Below are 14,177 nucleotides of genomic sequence, written 5' to 3'. Positions count from 1 at the left end.
ATGCCTTGAACGTGCCGCGCCCGATCGACCATGTCGAATTCATCTGCGATCACCGCCGGCCCACCCCCACATGGTGGCGCCCGGCGGGCGCGAGCGCTGGGAGTTCATGCTGCACCCGGGCGAGACCCGCCAGGAGATGGAGCGGGACGACAAGATCGCCGCCCTGCTGGCGCCCTGGGGCCGGCCCGACGAGATGCAGGTGGAGCGGCGCGCGGTCTATCGCTTCCATGCCCGGGTGGTCGACTGTTTCCAAAAGGGTCGGGTGTTCCTGGCAGGGGACGCGGCGCATATCACCCCGCCCTTTGCCGGCCAGGGCCTGGTGGCCGGGCTGCGCGATGCCGCCAACCTGTGCTGGAAACTGGCCTGGGTGCTGAAGGGCCGGGCCGCACCGGCGATCCTGGCCAGCTACGACGTCGAGCGGCGACCCCATGCCAAGGCGATGATCAACCTGGCCAAGTTCATGGGCCGGCAGGTGATGCCGACCAATGCCGTCGCGGCCTTCCTGACTCACGGCGCCATGCGGCTGCTGCGCGCCGTGCCCCCGCTACGCCGCCATTTCGACGACCTGGGCATCAAGCCGAAAAACCGGTTCGGCCGCGGCCTGTTTGTGCGCGGCCGCTCGCACCTCACCCGCGGCGGCCTGCTGCCACAGGGCTGGTTACGGAGCGTGAGCGGCGAGGTCCGGCTCAGCGACGATGTCCTGGGCCCCGGCCTGTCCCTGGTCGGCTTCGGCCTTGACCCCCGCAGCCATCTCAGCTCTGCCGCCTTGCAGGCCCTGGCGGCGGCGGGCGGGGAAGTGGTGCAGATCTGCCATCGCGGCCAGCGCCTGCACCGCGCGGCGGCGGCGCCGGGCTGGGAGGATCTGGCCAATGCCTTCCTGCCCACCGTGCCCTTCGGCTGGGTCGCCCTGGTGCGGCCCGACCGTACCATCCTGCACGACGGCCCCATCGCCGCGGTCGAGCGCATTGTCCACGAAGGCCTGGGCGTCTTGGGGCCCGGCGACCCGGTCGCCGTCCCGGCCCCGGCCCTTGCTTCCTGAAGGAACCACCATGTCGCAACTCCGCACGTCGCAGCCGGCCCGCCACCCCGATCCGACGGTGAAGGCCGCGGGCCTGGCCTATCTGATCTTCGACCGGCCGGATCTGGCCCGGGCCGAGCAGTTCCTGACCGATTTCGGCCTGCGCGTGGCGGCCCGGCAGGACGGCGCCCTGTTCCTGCGCGGCACCGGCCCCGCCCCCTATTGCTATGTCGCGCGAAAGGCGGCGCGGCCGCGTTTCGTCGGCTTCGGCTTGGAGGTTGCGACGCGGGACGACCTGCGCAAGCTCGCCGCCCTGCCCGGCGCCTCGGGCATCGAGGCGATGACCTGGCCCGGCGGCGGCGAGCGGGTCCGCCTGGTCGATCCGTCGGGCTTCGAGGTCGAGGCCGTGTTCGGCCGGGCCGCGGCCGAAGGGCTGGCCCATCGTGCCCCGCTGCCGCTCAACAATGCCGACCGGCACCCTCGCATCAACGACACCCAGCGCCCGCCGGTGGCCCCGCCCGAGGTGATCCGCCTGGGCCATGTGGTGATCGAGGTCGCCGATTATCAGGCGACCGCCGCCTGGTACACGCGGCATTTCGGCCTGATTCCCAGCGACGTCCAGGTGCTGCCCGACGGTTCGCCCGCGGTTACCTTCTTCCGCCTGGACTTAGGGAATACCCCGGCCGATCACCACACCCTGGCCATGGCCCAGGGCTTTGCCCCGCTCTACAGCCACAGCGCCTTCGAGGTGGTGGACGCCGATGCCGTGGGCATGGGCCAGCGGGTGCTGCGCGAGAAGGGCTGGTGCCACGCCTGGGGCATCGGCCGGCATATCTTAGGCAGCCAGATCTTCGACTATTGGCAGGACCCGTTCGGTGACAAGCACGAGCACTATTGCGACGGCGACCTGTTCACCAGCAGCCGGCCGACCGGCATCCATGCGGTCTCGCGCGAGGCCATGGCGCAGTGGGGTCAGGTTATGCCGCGCAGTTTCACCAAGCCCAAGCTTACCCCGGCAATGATCCTGACGATCATTCGCAACCTGCGGCGCAGCCCGGATATCAGCCTCTCGAAGCTGATCACCCTGGCCAAGCTGTTCGGCTGACCGTCCCCCCTCACGAAAGAAGCAGTCATGGCGATCAACATTCTGCGTTTCTCGCATCAGGGCCTCACCCGCTGGGGCGTCGTGCGCAACGGTGCCATCACCCCGGTGCCGGGCGATTTCTCGACCACGGCCGATTTCATCCGGGCCAACAGCGTGGCCAGCCTGTCGGCCCTGTCCGGCGAGACGATCGCCGAGGCCGCGGTCAAATGGCTGTCGCCGGTGACGGCCAACCAGCAGTTCGTCTGCCAGGGTGCCAACTATCGCCAGCACATGGTCGAATCCGGCATGGATCCGGATGCCAAGACCTTCAACATGATCTTCACCAAGGCGCAGAGCTGCATCTGCCCGGCTGACAGCGACCTGGTCAAGCCGGCCCATGTGCGGTTCCTGGATTATGAGATCGAGCTGGGCCTGGTGATGAAGCGCGACGTGACGGGCAAGGTGGCGGTAACCGATGCCGACCTGCCCGGTTTCATCGCCGGCCTGGTCATCGTCAACGACTACTCCGCCCGCGATATCCAGATCCCCCAGATGCAGTTCTACAAGGGCAAGAGCTATCGCACCTTCGGCCCCGTTGGCCCTTACCTGTGCCTGCTGGAACCCAAGGATTTCTCGCTGCTGAAGCGGCTCGACCTGAAGCTGACCGTGAACGGCCAGGTGCGCCAGCAGGACAGCACCGCCAACCTGGTCTATGGCCCGGCCGAAACCCTGACCGAACTCTCGGGCGTGCAGGACCTCTACACCGGCGACCTCATCGCCACCGGCACGCCCGCCGGCTGCGCCTTGAGCATTCCATCCCCCGCCAAGCAGAAGATCGGCGCCCTCCTGCCCGAGGCGGTGAAATGGCGCGCCTTCATGAAGGTGCAGGCGGGTCGCCCGCAGTACCTCAAAGGCGGTGACGTGGTCGAGGCGCGCATCGCCAGCGCCGACGGCACGATCGATTTGGGGCTTCAGCGCAACCGCGTGGTGGAGGAACGGGCATGAGCTTCCCGGCCTTTCCCACTCGCAAGTTGACGGACGCCGAAATCCAGCAGTACCGCGACGACGGCGTGATCATGATCAAGGGCGCGATCGACCGGAACTGGCTGGACCTGATCGAGGCCGGGCTGGAGCAGGGGCGGGGCGACATGTCCCTGCTGGGCCGCTTCATGTCCCGCAAGGTCGGCGGCTACCAGATGGACATCTTCCTGTGGAAGCGCATCGACCAGATCCGCGATGCGATCTACTACGGGCCCTTCGCCCGCTGGGCCCAGCAATTGATGGGTGCCAAGGAGGTGCGCTTCTTCTACGACCAGATGTTCGTGAAGGAACCGGGCACCGACGCGCCCACCCCCTGGCACCAGGACTTGAGCTTCTGGCCGATCCGGGGCGAGCAGATCTGCTCCTTCTGGATCCCGCTCGACCCCGTGACGAAAGAGAACAGCGGCCTGCTCTATGTCCGCGGCTCGCACAAGTGGCCCCAGCGCTTCAAGGCGATCTCGCCCGACTATGTCGCCGCCATCATCGACGAGAAGATGGACGACATCCCTGACATCAATGCGGCACCGGAGAAATACGACCTGGTCGACTGGAACATGGAGCCGGGCGACATCCTGATGTTCCACCCGCTGACCCTGCACGGCTCCTACGGCAACGCCTCGCGCACCCGCCGGCGCCGGGCCCTGGCCCTGCGCTGGACCGGCGACGACGTGACCTACCAGCCCTCGGCCAAGCGCATGCCGGTTCATTTCCGCCATGAGTCGGCTGTCGGCGGCCCCCTGCGCGGCGCGGCTTTCCCCCGTATCCTGCCGGATTGCGATCCGGCGGAGCGGGCACTCCGCGCCCGGCCGGAAAAGCCGATGCCGGCCAAGATGGTGGGCTCGCTCCTGGACAATGCCCGCGCCGCGATCCGGCTCAAGCTCAGCGGCGTCGACAGTCGGGCCCTGAAGCAGACCTGGGGCAAGCCGACGCAGGGATAGACACTTTCGTGCCGCCGCCACAGCGTTATATAGTCGATCTATATAACGCTGTGGCGGTCCGATGCCTTCCACCGATCTCGATGCCCGATTCTCCTTGCGCCGCGGCGGTTCGCTGCCGGTGGAGGATCAGCGCCTGGCGCTGATGCTGGCGATCCGCGAGCACGGCTCGATCGCCGCCGCCGCCCGTGCCGTCGGCTTGAGCTACAAGGCGGCCTGGGACGGCGTGAAGGCGCTCAACAATCTTTTCGCCCAACCGCTGGTCGAGGCGCAGACCGGCGGGCGAAGTGGCGGCGGCACGGTGATCACACCGGCCGGCGAGGCGGTCATCCAGGCCTTCTCGATGATCCGCAGCGAACTGGCCGGCTTTCTCGGCACACTGGAACGTCGCCTTGGCGATAGCGGGGCCATCTCACCCTTATTCTGGAGTTATGCAATGAAGACCAGCGCCCGCAATGCCTTGCGCGGTACCGTCGAAAAGGTGACCGATGGGGCGGTGAACGCCGAAGTGATCATTTCGCTCGGCCAGGGGCAGCACCTGGCGGCAACCGTGACCCGGCCCAGCGTCGAGGCGCTGGAACTGGTGCCGGGCAGGCCGGTGATCGCCCTGATCAAGTCGAGCTTCGTCATCCTCGGCGTCGGCGAGCCGGGGCGGACTTCGGCGCGCAATGTGCTGAAAGGCACGGTCGTCGCCCACGATCCCGGCGCGGTCTCCAGCGAGATCGACCTCGATATCGGCGGCGGCAAGACCATCACCGCCGTGATCACCAAGGTCAGCGCGGAAGAGCTGGGTTTTGAGCCGGGCGAGCCCGCCTATGCGGTGATCAAGGCTTCCCACATCATCCTGGCCGTCGAGTAAGGACAAGACCCATGCTCATCAACCGGCGCCGCTGGCTCCAGTCTCTCACCGCCGGCGTCATGCTGGCCGCCGCCGTCCTTGCCCCGGCCCGCGCCGAGGACAAGCCGGTGCTGGTCTTCGCCGCGGCCAGCCTGAAGAACGCGGTCGACGAGCTGGCCGCCGCCTATACCAAGGAAACCGGCAAGACCATCCAGGTCTCCTATGCCGCGTCCTCGGCCCTGGCCAAGCAGATCGAGGGCGGCGCGCCGGCCGACATCTTCATTTCCGCCGACCTGAAATGGATGGCTTATCTCTCGGGCAAGGGCCTGACGAAGAAGGAGACCGAGCGGCCCTTGCTGGGCAACGAACTGGTCCTGGTGGCGTCCAAGGACTCGACCGTGACCGCCACGATCGAAAAGGGTTTCGACCTGGCCGCCCTGCTGGGCGACGGCCGCCTGGCCATGGGCGAGGTGAGTTCGGTCCCCGCCGGCGTCTACGGCAAGGCCTCGCTGACCTCGCTCGGGGTGTGGGACAGCGTGAAGGACAGGCTGGCCCAGGCCGAAAACGTCCGCGCCGCCCTGGCCCTGGTGTCCCGCGGCGAGGCGCCTTTGGGCATCGTCTACGCGACCGATGCCCGGGCCGACCCGGGCGTCAAGGTGGTCGGCACCTTCCCGGCCGACAGCCACGACCCGATCGTCTACCCGATCGCCCTGCTCGACGCCTCGACCAACCCGGACGCCGCGGCGGTGCTGGCCTTCCTGGAAAGTGCCACCGCCCGCCCGGTCTATGAAGGCCAGGGCTTCACCGTGCTGGACGCGCCCAAGACGAACTGAAGCGATAAGTACCCTCGCCCCCACCGGGGGAGAGGGCAGGGTGAGGGGGGCCGGGGCCGTCCGAGATGTTCCAATGCCCCTCACCCCATCCCTCTCCCCCGGTGGGGGCGAGGGGGCCGGGTGGCGCGGGCGGTTACCCCCGCTTGGCCAGATAGGCATCCGCCAGCTCGATCAGCCGCTCGCGGCCGAAGCTGGGGTCGTGGCCGGCGTGGACGACCTGGACCGGCAGGTCGCGCAGGCGCTTCATGGTGCGGACGTAGGTGGGGATGTCGGCGCCGCCGATCTCGTCCAGCAAGGGGCCGTCATAGATCGCATCGCCCGAGAACAGGGTGCCGGTCGCCGCTTCCCACAGGCCGATGCTGCCGGGCGAATGGCCGGGCAGGTGGAAGACCTCGAAATGCCGGTTCCCTAAGTCGACGATGTCGCCCTCGGTGACAATCTCGGTCGCAACCGAATCATGCACGCGGTAGGACGACGGATTGTAGCCTTCGTAGGGAATGGCGGTGATCAGCCCTTCCTCGATCGGGTAACCCCAACTGGCATATTTCTCCAGGGCGCCGGGCGGGAAATCCTTGGCCAGCAGGGCGCCGCGGTCCCTGGGGTGGCACAGGCAGTCGGCTTCCAGTTCGTGCACCAGGGTGCACTCGAACTCCGAATGGCCGCCGATGTGGTCGTTGTGGGTGTGAGTCGCCACCGCCGTTACCTTCTTGTCCAGCAAGTGTTTGGCCGCCTCGCGCAGGCTGGCCACGCCCATGCCGGTGTCGACGAACAGGTCGCGGTCGCGCCCGCGCACATGCCAGATATTGCAGCGCATGAGGGGCACCACATGGGGCTCCCACAGCAGGGTGATGTCGTCGCTGATGCGCTGGATCTCGAACCAGCGGTCGGCAATGGGCAAGGCGGTCATGGACAACTTCCGACAAGTTTCCGCCATAGTGATCGCGTCTGATCGCCGCCGGCAAGGCCGGCGTGCCGCCGGCAGGAGGGGGCAGGGTTGGGTGAAATGCAGATCTTGACGGGGGGCTGCGCCTGCGGCGCGCTGCGCTACCAGGTGCGGGCGGCCGTGATCGACGCCGGCTATTGCCACTGCCTGCTGTGCCAGCGCACCACCGGCGCCCCGGTTCTGGCCTGGGCCTCGATCCCGATCGAAGGGGTCGCCTATGTTGCCGGCACGCCCTCGGTCTACCGCTCCAGCGCGTGGGGCGAGCGGCGCTTCTGCGGCACCTGCGGCGCCCAGATCGACTATCGCGACCGGGAGGCGCCGACCAGCGTCTCGATCAATATCGCGACACTCGACGAGCCGGGCGCGATCCCGCCCGCCCGGCATATCTTCACCGCTCATCGCCTTCCCTGGTTCGAGGTGGCGGACGATCTGCCCCGCCACGACGCGGGAGCTTGAGCCGGCCGCACCTCACCCCTCGGCGCCGGTGCGCATCCGTTCCGCCCGGCGGCGCAGGAGTTCGAGCGCGATCAGCAGGGCGACCGCGGCGACGATCATCACGGTCGCCGCCGCGGTGATGGTCGGGCTGATGTTCTCGCGGATGCCGGAGAACATCTCGCGCGGCAGGGTGCGCTGCTCGGGGCCGGCCACCATGAGCACGACGACCACCTCGTCCAGCGAAGCGGCGAAGGCGAACAGGGCGCCCGAGGCCATGCCCGGCGCAATAACCGGCAGGGTTACCCGGAAGAAGGTGGTCAGCGGCCCCGCACCCAGGCTGGCGGCGGCGCGGGCGAGGCTGGGGTCGAGCCCTGCGAGCGTTGCGGAAACCGTGACCACCACGAAGGGGGCGGCCAGGGCGGTGTGGGCCATGATCAGGCCCAGGTAGCTCTGGGTGAGGCCCAGCGGCGCGAAGAACAGGTAGAAGCCGACGCCGACGATGACCACGGGCACGATCATCGGGCTCATCACCAGGGCCATGATCAGGCCGCGGCCCGGGAACCGCGCCTTGGCCAGGCCGAATGAGGCGAGCGTGCCCAAGGTCGTCGCCAGGATGGTGGAGGCGATGCCGATGATCGCGGTGTTCATCAGCGCCCGCGTCCATTTCTCGCTGGTGAAGAACTCGCCGTACCAGCGGGTGGAAAAGCCGGTGAGCGGGTAGGTCAGGAAATTGCTGTCGTTCACCGACAAGGGCACGATCGCCAGGATCGGCCCCAGCAGAAACACGAAGACGAGGCCGCAGGACAGGTACAGGACCCAGGTCCACAGCCGTTCGGGCCAGGTGCGGGTGGTGGTCATCAACCCAGCCTCACGCCGCCGCCGACCAGGCGATTGTAGACCCAGTAGAGCAGCAGGGTCGCCGACAGCAGCACGGCACCCAGGGCCGCGGCCATGCCCCAGTTCACCGTGTCGGTGGTATAGAAGGCGATGAAATAGCTGACCATCTGGTCGCCCGCGCCGCCGATCAGGGCGGGCGTGATGTAGTAGCCCAGCGCCATGATGAAGACCAGCAGCACGCCCGCGGCCAGGCCCGGCAGGGTCTGCGGCAGGTAGACCCGCAGGAAGGCGGTGGTGGGCGTGGCGCCCAAGCTGAGTGCCGCCTTGCGATAGACCGGCGAGATGCCGCGCATCACGCTGTAGATCGGCAGGATCATGAACGGCAGCAGGACATGGGTCATGGCAATATAGACGCCGATGCGGTTGTAGACCAGGCGCACCGGCGCCTCGGTCACGCCCAGCATCATCATCACCTGGTTGACCAGGCCGTTTTCCTGCAACAGCACCACCCAGGCCGCGGTGCGCACCAGCAGCGAGGTCCAGAACGGCAGCAGCACCAGGATCATCAGGAGGTTCGACCGGCGCGGCGGCAGGTTGGCCAGCAGGTAGGCGACGGGAAAGCCCAGCAGCAGGCACAGCAGGGTGACCGCCCCGGCGATCTCGAAGGTGCGCGCCAGGACATCGCGATAGATCGCCCGGTCGGCCGGAGTCGCAGTCAGGTCACCCTGGGCGTCGCGCTGCATGTCGATCGCCGCCAGCAGGAAGAAATCGGTCAGGGGGCCGCGCGCCTGGTACAGCGCCGCCCATACATCCAGCTCGCCCCAGCGGGGGTCGGCGGCGATCAGGGTGTCGCGCCAGTTCGGCGCCGTCTCGGGCAGGCGCCGGGCGCTATTGACCAGCAGGCTGCGCCCGCCGTCGACCGCGTAGTTCAGGCGCCGGGCCGCGATCGGCAGGGTGCCGGCGGCACGCGCACTCGCCATGTCGGCGGCCAGCGCCGCAAAGACCGAGTCGGGCGGCAACTGGCCGTGATCGGTCCAGTCATCGAAGGCTCTTGTCACCTGGGGCAGGACGTCGGCGATTTCGGGGTCGTCGACCGCGCGGCGCAGCATGTCGCCGATGGGCAGGACCATGGCCACGATCAGGAACAGCACCAAGGGCGCCACCAGGGCGAAGGCACCCCATTGCCGCCGCCGCTCGGCCCGCCGCAACTGGCGCAGCAGGGCCCGCGAGGCGACGGTGTCGCCCCGCGATGCGGTTGTTTGTGGGGTGGCGGTTACTTCGCTGCCCATTTGTTGAACCGCTCGGTCAGGCGGTCGACGTTCTCGATCCAGAACGCGGTCGACAGTTCGATCGAGACGCCCAGGTTGGCCGGATCGGTCGGCAGTTCCTTCAGGCGCTCGGCCGGGATCAGGGGCGAGGCGGCCGGATTGGTCACACCGTAGGCAATGGCCAGCGGCAGCTTGGCCTGGTTCTCCGGTTTGCCGACAAAGGCCAGGAACTTGTAGGCCGCGTCGACATTCGGGCTGCCCTTCATGATCACCCAGCTGTCGATCGTGTAAAGCGAGCCGTTCCAGACGATGCCGAAGTGCCGGCCTTCCTTGTTGGCGGCGTCGATGCGGCCGTTATAGACCGAGGTCATCACCACTTCGCCCGCGGCGAGCAGTTGCGGCGGCTGGGCGCCGGCCTTCCACCACACGATCTCGGCCTTGATCTCGTCCAGCTTCTTGAAGGCGCGGTCGACGCCTTCAGGCGTTGCCAGCACCTTGTAGACATCGGCCGGGGCCACGCCATCGGCCATCAGGGCGATTTCCAGGGTGGTCTTGGGCCCCTGGCGCAGGCCGCGCTTGCCCGGGAAGGTCTTGGTGTCGAAGAAATCGGCCCAGCCGGTCGGGGCCTTGTCCTTCAGCTTGTCCTTGTCGTAGCCCAGCACGAAATTATAGACGATCGCGCCGACGCCGCAGTCGTGCACGGCCGCCGGCAGATAGGCGTCCTTGCCGCCGATCTTGGCGAAGTCCAGTTTCTCGAATAGGCCTTCCTCGCAGCCCAGCACCAGTTCCTCGGACTCGACCTGGACCACGTCCCACGGCGTCTGGCCGCCTTCGATCTTGGCCCGCAGCACGCCGATGCCGCCGTCCCAGGATTCGTCGGTCAGGGCGACGCCGGCGGCCTTCAACGGCTCGAAATAGATCTTCTTCTGGGCGTCCTGATAGGCGCCGCCCCAGGACACGATGCTCAGGTCGCGGGCCATGGCTTGGGCCGAGAAGGCCGCCACCGCCAGGCCGGCGGCAAGGCCGGTCAGTTTCTTCATCATTGTCGTCGTCATGAAACCTCTCCTGTTATATCAGGTTCTTATAGGCCGGAGTTGGCCATCGCCGGTGCCGCATCCAGGGCCCGGCAATCCGCAGTCGGCAGTTCAAGCCACAGCCGTTCCCCTGCCTGGGGCACCGGCCGGCCGGCCCGGAAGCGCATCTTGATGGTCAGGGCGGCGTAACCGGTATCGGCCCGCACCCGCATGTGATCGCCGTGATAGATGGTCTCGACCGTGGTCGCCTCGACCGTGTTGGGGCCGCCCGGCGCCACCCCTTCGAGCAGGATCTTCTCGGGCCTGATCGAGATCGAGGTCGCCGCGCCGGGCTCGAGTGCCGCCACCGCCTGGGCCGCAATGCTGCTGCCGTCGGGCAGGCAGACCTGCGCGATGCCGTCCTGGAGGGCGACGATCCGTGCCGGAATGGCGTTGTTCTCGCCGATGAAGGAGGCGACGAAACTGTTCCGGGGCGCTTCGTAGAGCCTGGTCGGCGTGTCCAGCTGCTGGATGACGCCGTCGTTGAACACGGCAATGCGATTGGAAATGGTCAGGGCCTCGTCCTGGTCGTGGGTGACATAGACCACGGTCACGCCCAAACGCTCGTGCAGGTGCTTGATCTCGATCTGCATGTGCTCGCGCAACTGCTTGTCGAGTGCGCCCAGCGGTTCGTCCATCAGCACGATCGCCGGCTCGAACACCAGGGCGCGGGCCAGCGCCACACGTTGCTGCTGCCCGCCCGAGAGTTGCGCCGGCTTGCGTCCGCCCAGATTGCCCAGCTTGATCATGTCCAGCGCGCGGGTGACGCGCGTTTCCCGTTCGGCCTTGGGCACGCCCCGCACCGACAGGGGGAAGGCGACATTCTCGGCCACGGTCATGTGGGGAAACAGGGCATAGTTCTGGAACACCATGCCGATGTTGCGCTTGTGCGGCGGGGTGCGGGCGATGGATTGCCCGGCCAGCAGGATGTCGCCTTGCGTCGGCGTCTCGAAGCCCGCGAGCATCATCAGCGACGTGGTCTTGCCCGAGCCGGACGGCCCCAGCAGGGTGAGGAACTCGCCCTTGATCACATCGAGGTTCAGGTCTTTGACGACCAGGGACCGGCCATCATAGGTCTTGCGCACACCCCGAAAGGCGACGATCGGCCCGCTCTCCGCCATTTGTTGTTGTTGTCCAGTCTCGCGATCGCAAAGCGGCAGCATGGCACGCGGCAAAATCCCTTGCCACCCCCTGCCTTGGTCGAGTTGCGGCCGCTATTTTTTCTTCAGGAACTCGATCACGTCGAAGGTGACGGTGGCGCCATAGTCCGGCGCCTTGCCGTCCGGCGCGGTGTAATAGCCCTTGGCCGACAGGCCGGGCACGCCCAGGGGCACGGTCGCCCCGGCGCCGCCGTCCATGATCTTGAAGGACAGGCCCTTTACCCCGGGGATGGGAATATCCTTGTTCTTGATGAAGCCGAAGGCGAGGTTGCGCGTCGGCTCGTTGGCCAGGATGGTGGTCACCATGCCGCCGACCACGACACCGGTGACCGAAATCATCAGCACCCGGTCGGCGGTGCCGGCACTCTGCCATTCGCTGTGCAGTTCCTTCAACTGGCGCTCGCCCTGGTCCTTGGCCTGCTTGGCGAGTTCCTGGACGGCCGGCAGCTTGTAGATCGCCTTCAGCACATCGGACAGTTCGCCCGGCTTGGCCGTGGCCGGGCCGTCGCCCCGCGTGTAGGCGGGCGCCGGCGGCCCGATCGGCTGGAAGCCGGGGCCGGCTGTCGGGGTATAGGCCGGGGGCGGCACGGGCAGGAAGACGGGATTGGGGCCGGGCCCCAGGATCGCCTCCCAATGCGGCAGGAGAAGCTGGAAATTGGGTTGCAGCCATTGCTGCGTCATCTGCGGGCCGGCCATCTTGGCCTGAAGTTCCAGCATCATCTGCTCGATCGACGGATCGAGCTTCAACTGGGCATCGAACAGCCGGATCCGCGGCGGTCGATAGCCAAAGCCGGGTTCGCCCATGACAACCTCCTCGGCCTGTCGCCGGACTGGTTGCGCACTCTGGCACCGGCAGGGAGCGGTGTCACGGCCCCTTGGCTGGGGCCGGTTTGCCGCCTAGGGTTCGCAGCACAGGGTGGGGGAGGAAATCAGGCGATGGGATTGCTGGCCAGTTTGGGGATGTACGACCAGCCCTGGCTGCAACAAGCCAATGATGCGATCTGGGCCGTGCTGGCGCGGCAATTGCGCCTTCTGGGCGTGGCGGCGCCCGGCCGCTTGGAACGCACGCGCACGCTGGGCGAGATCTGGCTCGATCCCGACCTGTTGCTGGGCCAGACCTGCGGCTATCCGCTGGTGACTTTCCTGGCGGGCCGGGTGCGCATGGTGGCGACGCCCTGCTATGACACGCCCTATACCGACGGGCCGGACTATCGCAGTGTCATCGTCGTGCGGGCCGATGGCGGTCCGATCTCGCTCGCCGGCCTGCGCGGCGCCCGCGCCGCGGTGAACGAGGCCACCAGCAACAGCGGCATGAACTTCCTGCGCGCGGTGGTCGCCCCCTTGGCGCGCCGGGGGCGGTTCTTCAGCACCGTCCGCTATACCGGCGCCCATATCGCCAGCATGGCCGCGGTCGCCGCGGGCGAGGCCGACGTGGCCGCGATCGACGGGGTTACCTTCACCCTGACGGCCCGGCACCGGCCCGACCTGGTGGCCGGCCTGCGGATCCTGACGCAAAGCCCGTCCGTCCCCGGCCTGCCCCTGGTCACCCGGCCAGATGCCCCGGACGATCTGGTCGCAACCCTGCGGGCCGCCCTGGACGGCGTGATCGCGGAACCCACACTCGCGCCGGCGCGTGCCGCCCTGGGGCTTGTCGGCTTTGCGCAGGTGCCGCCGGAGCGCTACCAGGCGATCCTGGACCTCGAGGCCGAGGCGGCGCGCCTGGGTTACCCGATACTGGGATAGACCGGCTTGTCGTGGGCACGCCACAGGAAGCGCCGCGCCACCTCGCCGTAACCGGCATAGACCAGCCCGCCGTTGCGCTCGAGCAAGGCCCCCCGCTCGGCTCGATAAAGCGCCGGCAGGCGGTACCAGGGCTCGTGCTGGCGCATATGGTGCAGCACATGCAGGTTGTTGTGCAGGAACAGGAGGCCGAACAGGCCGGCCCGTTCGACGATTGCCGTGCGGTGGGTGGCATCCTCGGCAAAGCGATGTTCGGCGAAGGAGCGCAGGCTGGTCAGCGCGGCACCGGTGTAGACGAAGGCTGCCAGGTACAGCCACAGCGGCATGCCGCAGATCACGCTCACCCACACGATCACCAGGGCGGCGGCGATGGCATGGCGAGCCCAGATGCCGCGTCGCCCCGCTTGTCCGGCCCACAGCCGGCGGGCCTCGCTGCGCAGGAAATAGCTGATGCTCAGAAACGGGCCGACGGTCAGGCGGCCGGCCAGCGTCGTGTTGGCCCGCAGGAGCCAGCGCATGACCCGGCCCAGCCGCGCCCACGCCGCCGGCGTTACATAGGCGGTTTCGGGATCTTCCCGCGGATCGGTCAGGTCCGGCTCGTAATGATGCTTGATGTGATCGGCGCGGTAGATGTCGAAGGGCAGCCACAGGGCCAGCGGCGGCAAGGCCAGGGCACGGTTCAGTGCCCGCCAGGGCGTCGGATGGCCGTGGATGATCTCGTGCAGGAAGGAGCCGTGCCAGGCGATCAGCCAGGCGCCGATGACCGGCAGGAGCCAAAGCGGGATCTCGCGCCAGAACCAGGTCGCGCCCAGGAAGCCGCCATAAATCAGGAGCCCCACGGCCACGGTCGGCCATTCGGTTTTGCGGGGAAGCCCGGGAACGGAGCCCTTGGTCAACGGCGCGGTGGCGCCCATGATGGTCCTATAGTGTATTTAGTCTACCGATTTTATAGTCTATTATCCGGGTTGGGTT

The 14,177-nt window shown here is 67.7% G+C and carries 15 protein-coding genes; 8 read left to right on the top strand and 7 right to left on the bottom strand.

The features are described 5' to 3' along the window. Positions 1–70 precede the first annotated feature (70 nt). The 6 genes from D3874_RS31020 to modA all read left to right on the top strand — a co-directional run bounded on the left by D3874_RS31020 (position 71) and on the right by modA (position 5,749). A complete protein-coding gene (locus tag D3874_RS31020; RefSeq protein WP_274380548.1) occupies positions 71–1,039 on the top strand; it encodes an FAD-dependent monooxygenase in 969 nt (322 codons plus the stop codon). Positions 1,040–1,049: 10 nt separating this feature from the next. Further along, positions 1,050–2,123: a VOC family protein gene (locus tag D3874_RS00835; RefSeq protein ID WP_119775448.1), complete on the top strand. Its 1,074-nt coding sequence runs from the start codon at positions 1,050–1,052 to the stop codon at positions 2,121–2,123. A 27-nt stretch (positions 2,124–2,150) separates the two neighbouring features. After that, positions 2,151–3,107, top strand: coding sequence for a fumarylacetoacetate hydrolase family protein (locus D3874_RS00830; protein WP_119775446.1), 957 nt, complete (start codon positions 2,151–2,153; stop codon positions 3,105–3,107). Then, positions 3,104–4,081 carry a phytanoyl-CoA dioxygenase family protein gene (locus D3874_RS00825; protein ID WP_119775443.1) on the top strand — a complete coding sequence of 326 codons (978 nt, stop codon included), beginning with the start codon at positions 3,104–3,106 and terminating at the stop codon, positions 4,079–4,081. The genes D3874_RS00830 and D3874_RS00825 overlap by 4 nt, the downstream gene beginning before the upstream one ends. Positions 4,082–4,142: 61 nt before the next feature. Further along, positions 4,143–4,937, top strand: a complete 795-nt coding sequence (locus D3874_RS00820) for a TOBE domain-containing protein (RefSeq protein WP_119775441.1) — start codon at positions 4,143–4,145, stop codon at positions 4,935–4,937. An 11-nt stretch (positions 4,938–4,948) separates the two neighbouring features. Then, entirely contained in the window at positions 4,949–5,749 is an 801-nt protein-coding gene (gene modA / locus D3874_RS00815) for a molybdate ABC transporter substrate-binding protein (protein ID WP_119775438.1), read from the top strand. A gap of 133 nt (positions 5,750–5,882) precedes the next feature. Here the strand turns inward: modA and D3874_RS00810 are convergent, their stop codons facing one another. Continuing rightward, the gene (locus tag D3874_RS00810; protein ID WP_119775436.1) at positions 5,883–6,656 is read right to left on the bottom strand and encodes an MBL fold metallo-hydrolase; all 774 of its coding nucleotides are present in this window, start codon (positions 6,654–6,656) and stop codon (positions 5,883–5,885) included. A 96-nt stretch (positions 6,657–6,752) separates the two neighbouring features. Here D3874_RS00810 and D3874_RS00805 point away from each other — a divergent pair, with 96 nt between their 5' ends. Beyond that, entirely contained in the window at positions 6,753–7,148 is a 396-nt protein-coding gene (locus D3874_RS00805; protein WP_119775433.1) for a GFA family protein, read from the top strand. 12 nt (positions 7,149–7,160) lie between these two features. On the opposite strand, the gene D3874_RS00800 is transcribed toward D3874_RS00805, so the two are convergent. From D3874_RS00800 to D3874_RS00780, 5 genes are all read right to left on the bottom strand, one after another. After that, entirely contained in the window at positions 7,161–7,985 is an 825-nt protein-coding gene (locus tag D3874_RS00800) for an ABC transporter permease (protein ID WP_119775431.1), read from the bottom strand. Continuing rightward, positions 7,985–9,253, bottom strand: coding sequence for an ABC transporter permease (locus D3874_RS00795; protein ID WP_119775428.1), 1,269 nt, complete (start codon positions 9,251–9,253; stop codon positions 7,985–7,987). The genes D3874_RS00800 and D3874_RS00795 overlap by 1 nt, the downstream gene beginning before the upstream one ends. Beyond that, positions 9,238–10,287 (bottom strand): ABC transporter substrate-binding protein, encoded by a 1,050-nt coding sequence (locus D3874_RS00790; RefSeq protein WP_233559775.1) that lies wholly within the window; start codon positions 10,285–10,287, stop codon positions 9,238–9,240. Before D3874_RS00790 ends, D3874_RS00795 begins: the two co-directional genes overlap by 16 nt. 26 nt (positions 10,288–10,313) lie before the next feature. Beyond that, complete coding sequence (locus D3874_RS00785; RefSeq protein ID WP_119775423.1) at positions 10,314–11,426, bottom strand: ABC transporter ATP-binding protein; 1,113 nt, start codon at positions 11,424–11,426, stop codon at positions 10,314–10,316. Positions 11,427–11,519: 93 nt separating this feature from the next. Beyond that, a complete protein-coding gene (locus tag D3874_RS00780) occupies positions 11,520–12,269 on the bottom strand; it encodes a hypothetical protein (protein WP_119775420.1) in 750 nt (249 codons plus the stop codon). A gap of 132 nt (positions 12,270–12,401) precedes the next feature. Between D3874_RS00780 and D3874_RS00775 the strand changes: the two genes are divergently transcribed. Further along, on the top strand, positions 12,402–13,208 hold the full coding sequence (locus D3874_RS00775) for a phosphate/phosphite/phosphonate ABC transporter substrate-binding protein (RefSeq protein ID WP_199698864.1): 807 nt from the start codon (positions 12,402–12,404) through the stop codon (positions 13,206–13,208). Here D3874_RS00775 and D3874_RS00770 read toward each other — a convergent pair. Continuing rightward, complete coding sequence (locus D3874_RS00770; protein WP_233559774.1) at positions 13,190–14,044, bottom strand: fatty acid desaturase; 855 nt, start codon at positions 14,042–14,044, stop codon at positions 13,190–13,192. The two genes, D3874_RS00775 and D3874_RS00770, sit on opposite strands and share 19 nt — an antisense overlap. Positions 14,045–14,177 lie beyond the last annotated feature (133 nt).

This window comes from Oleomonas cavernae (assembly GCF_003590945.1).
In the GTDB taxonomy this organism is placed as follows: Bacteria; Pseudomonadota; Alphaproteobacteria; order Zavarziniales; family Zavarziniaceae; genus Zavarzinia; species Zavarzinia cavernae.
This window is presented reverse-complemented; position numbering and strand designations above follow the sequence as displayed.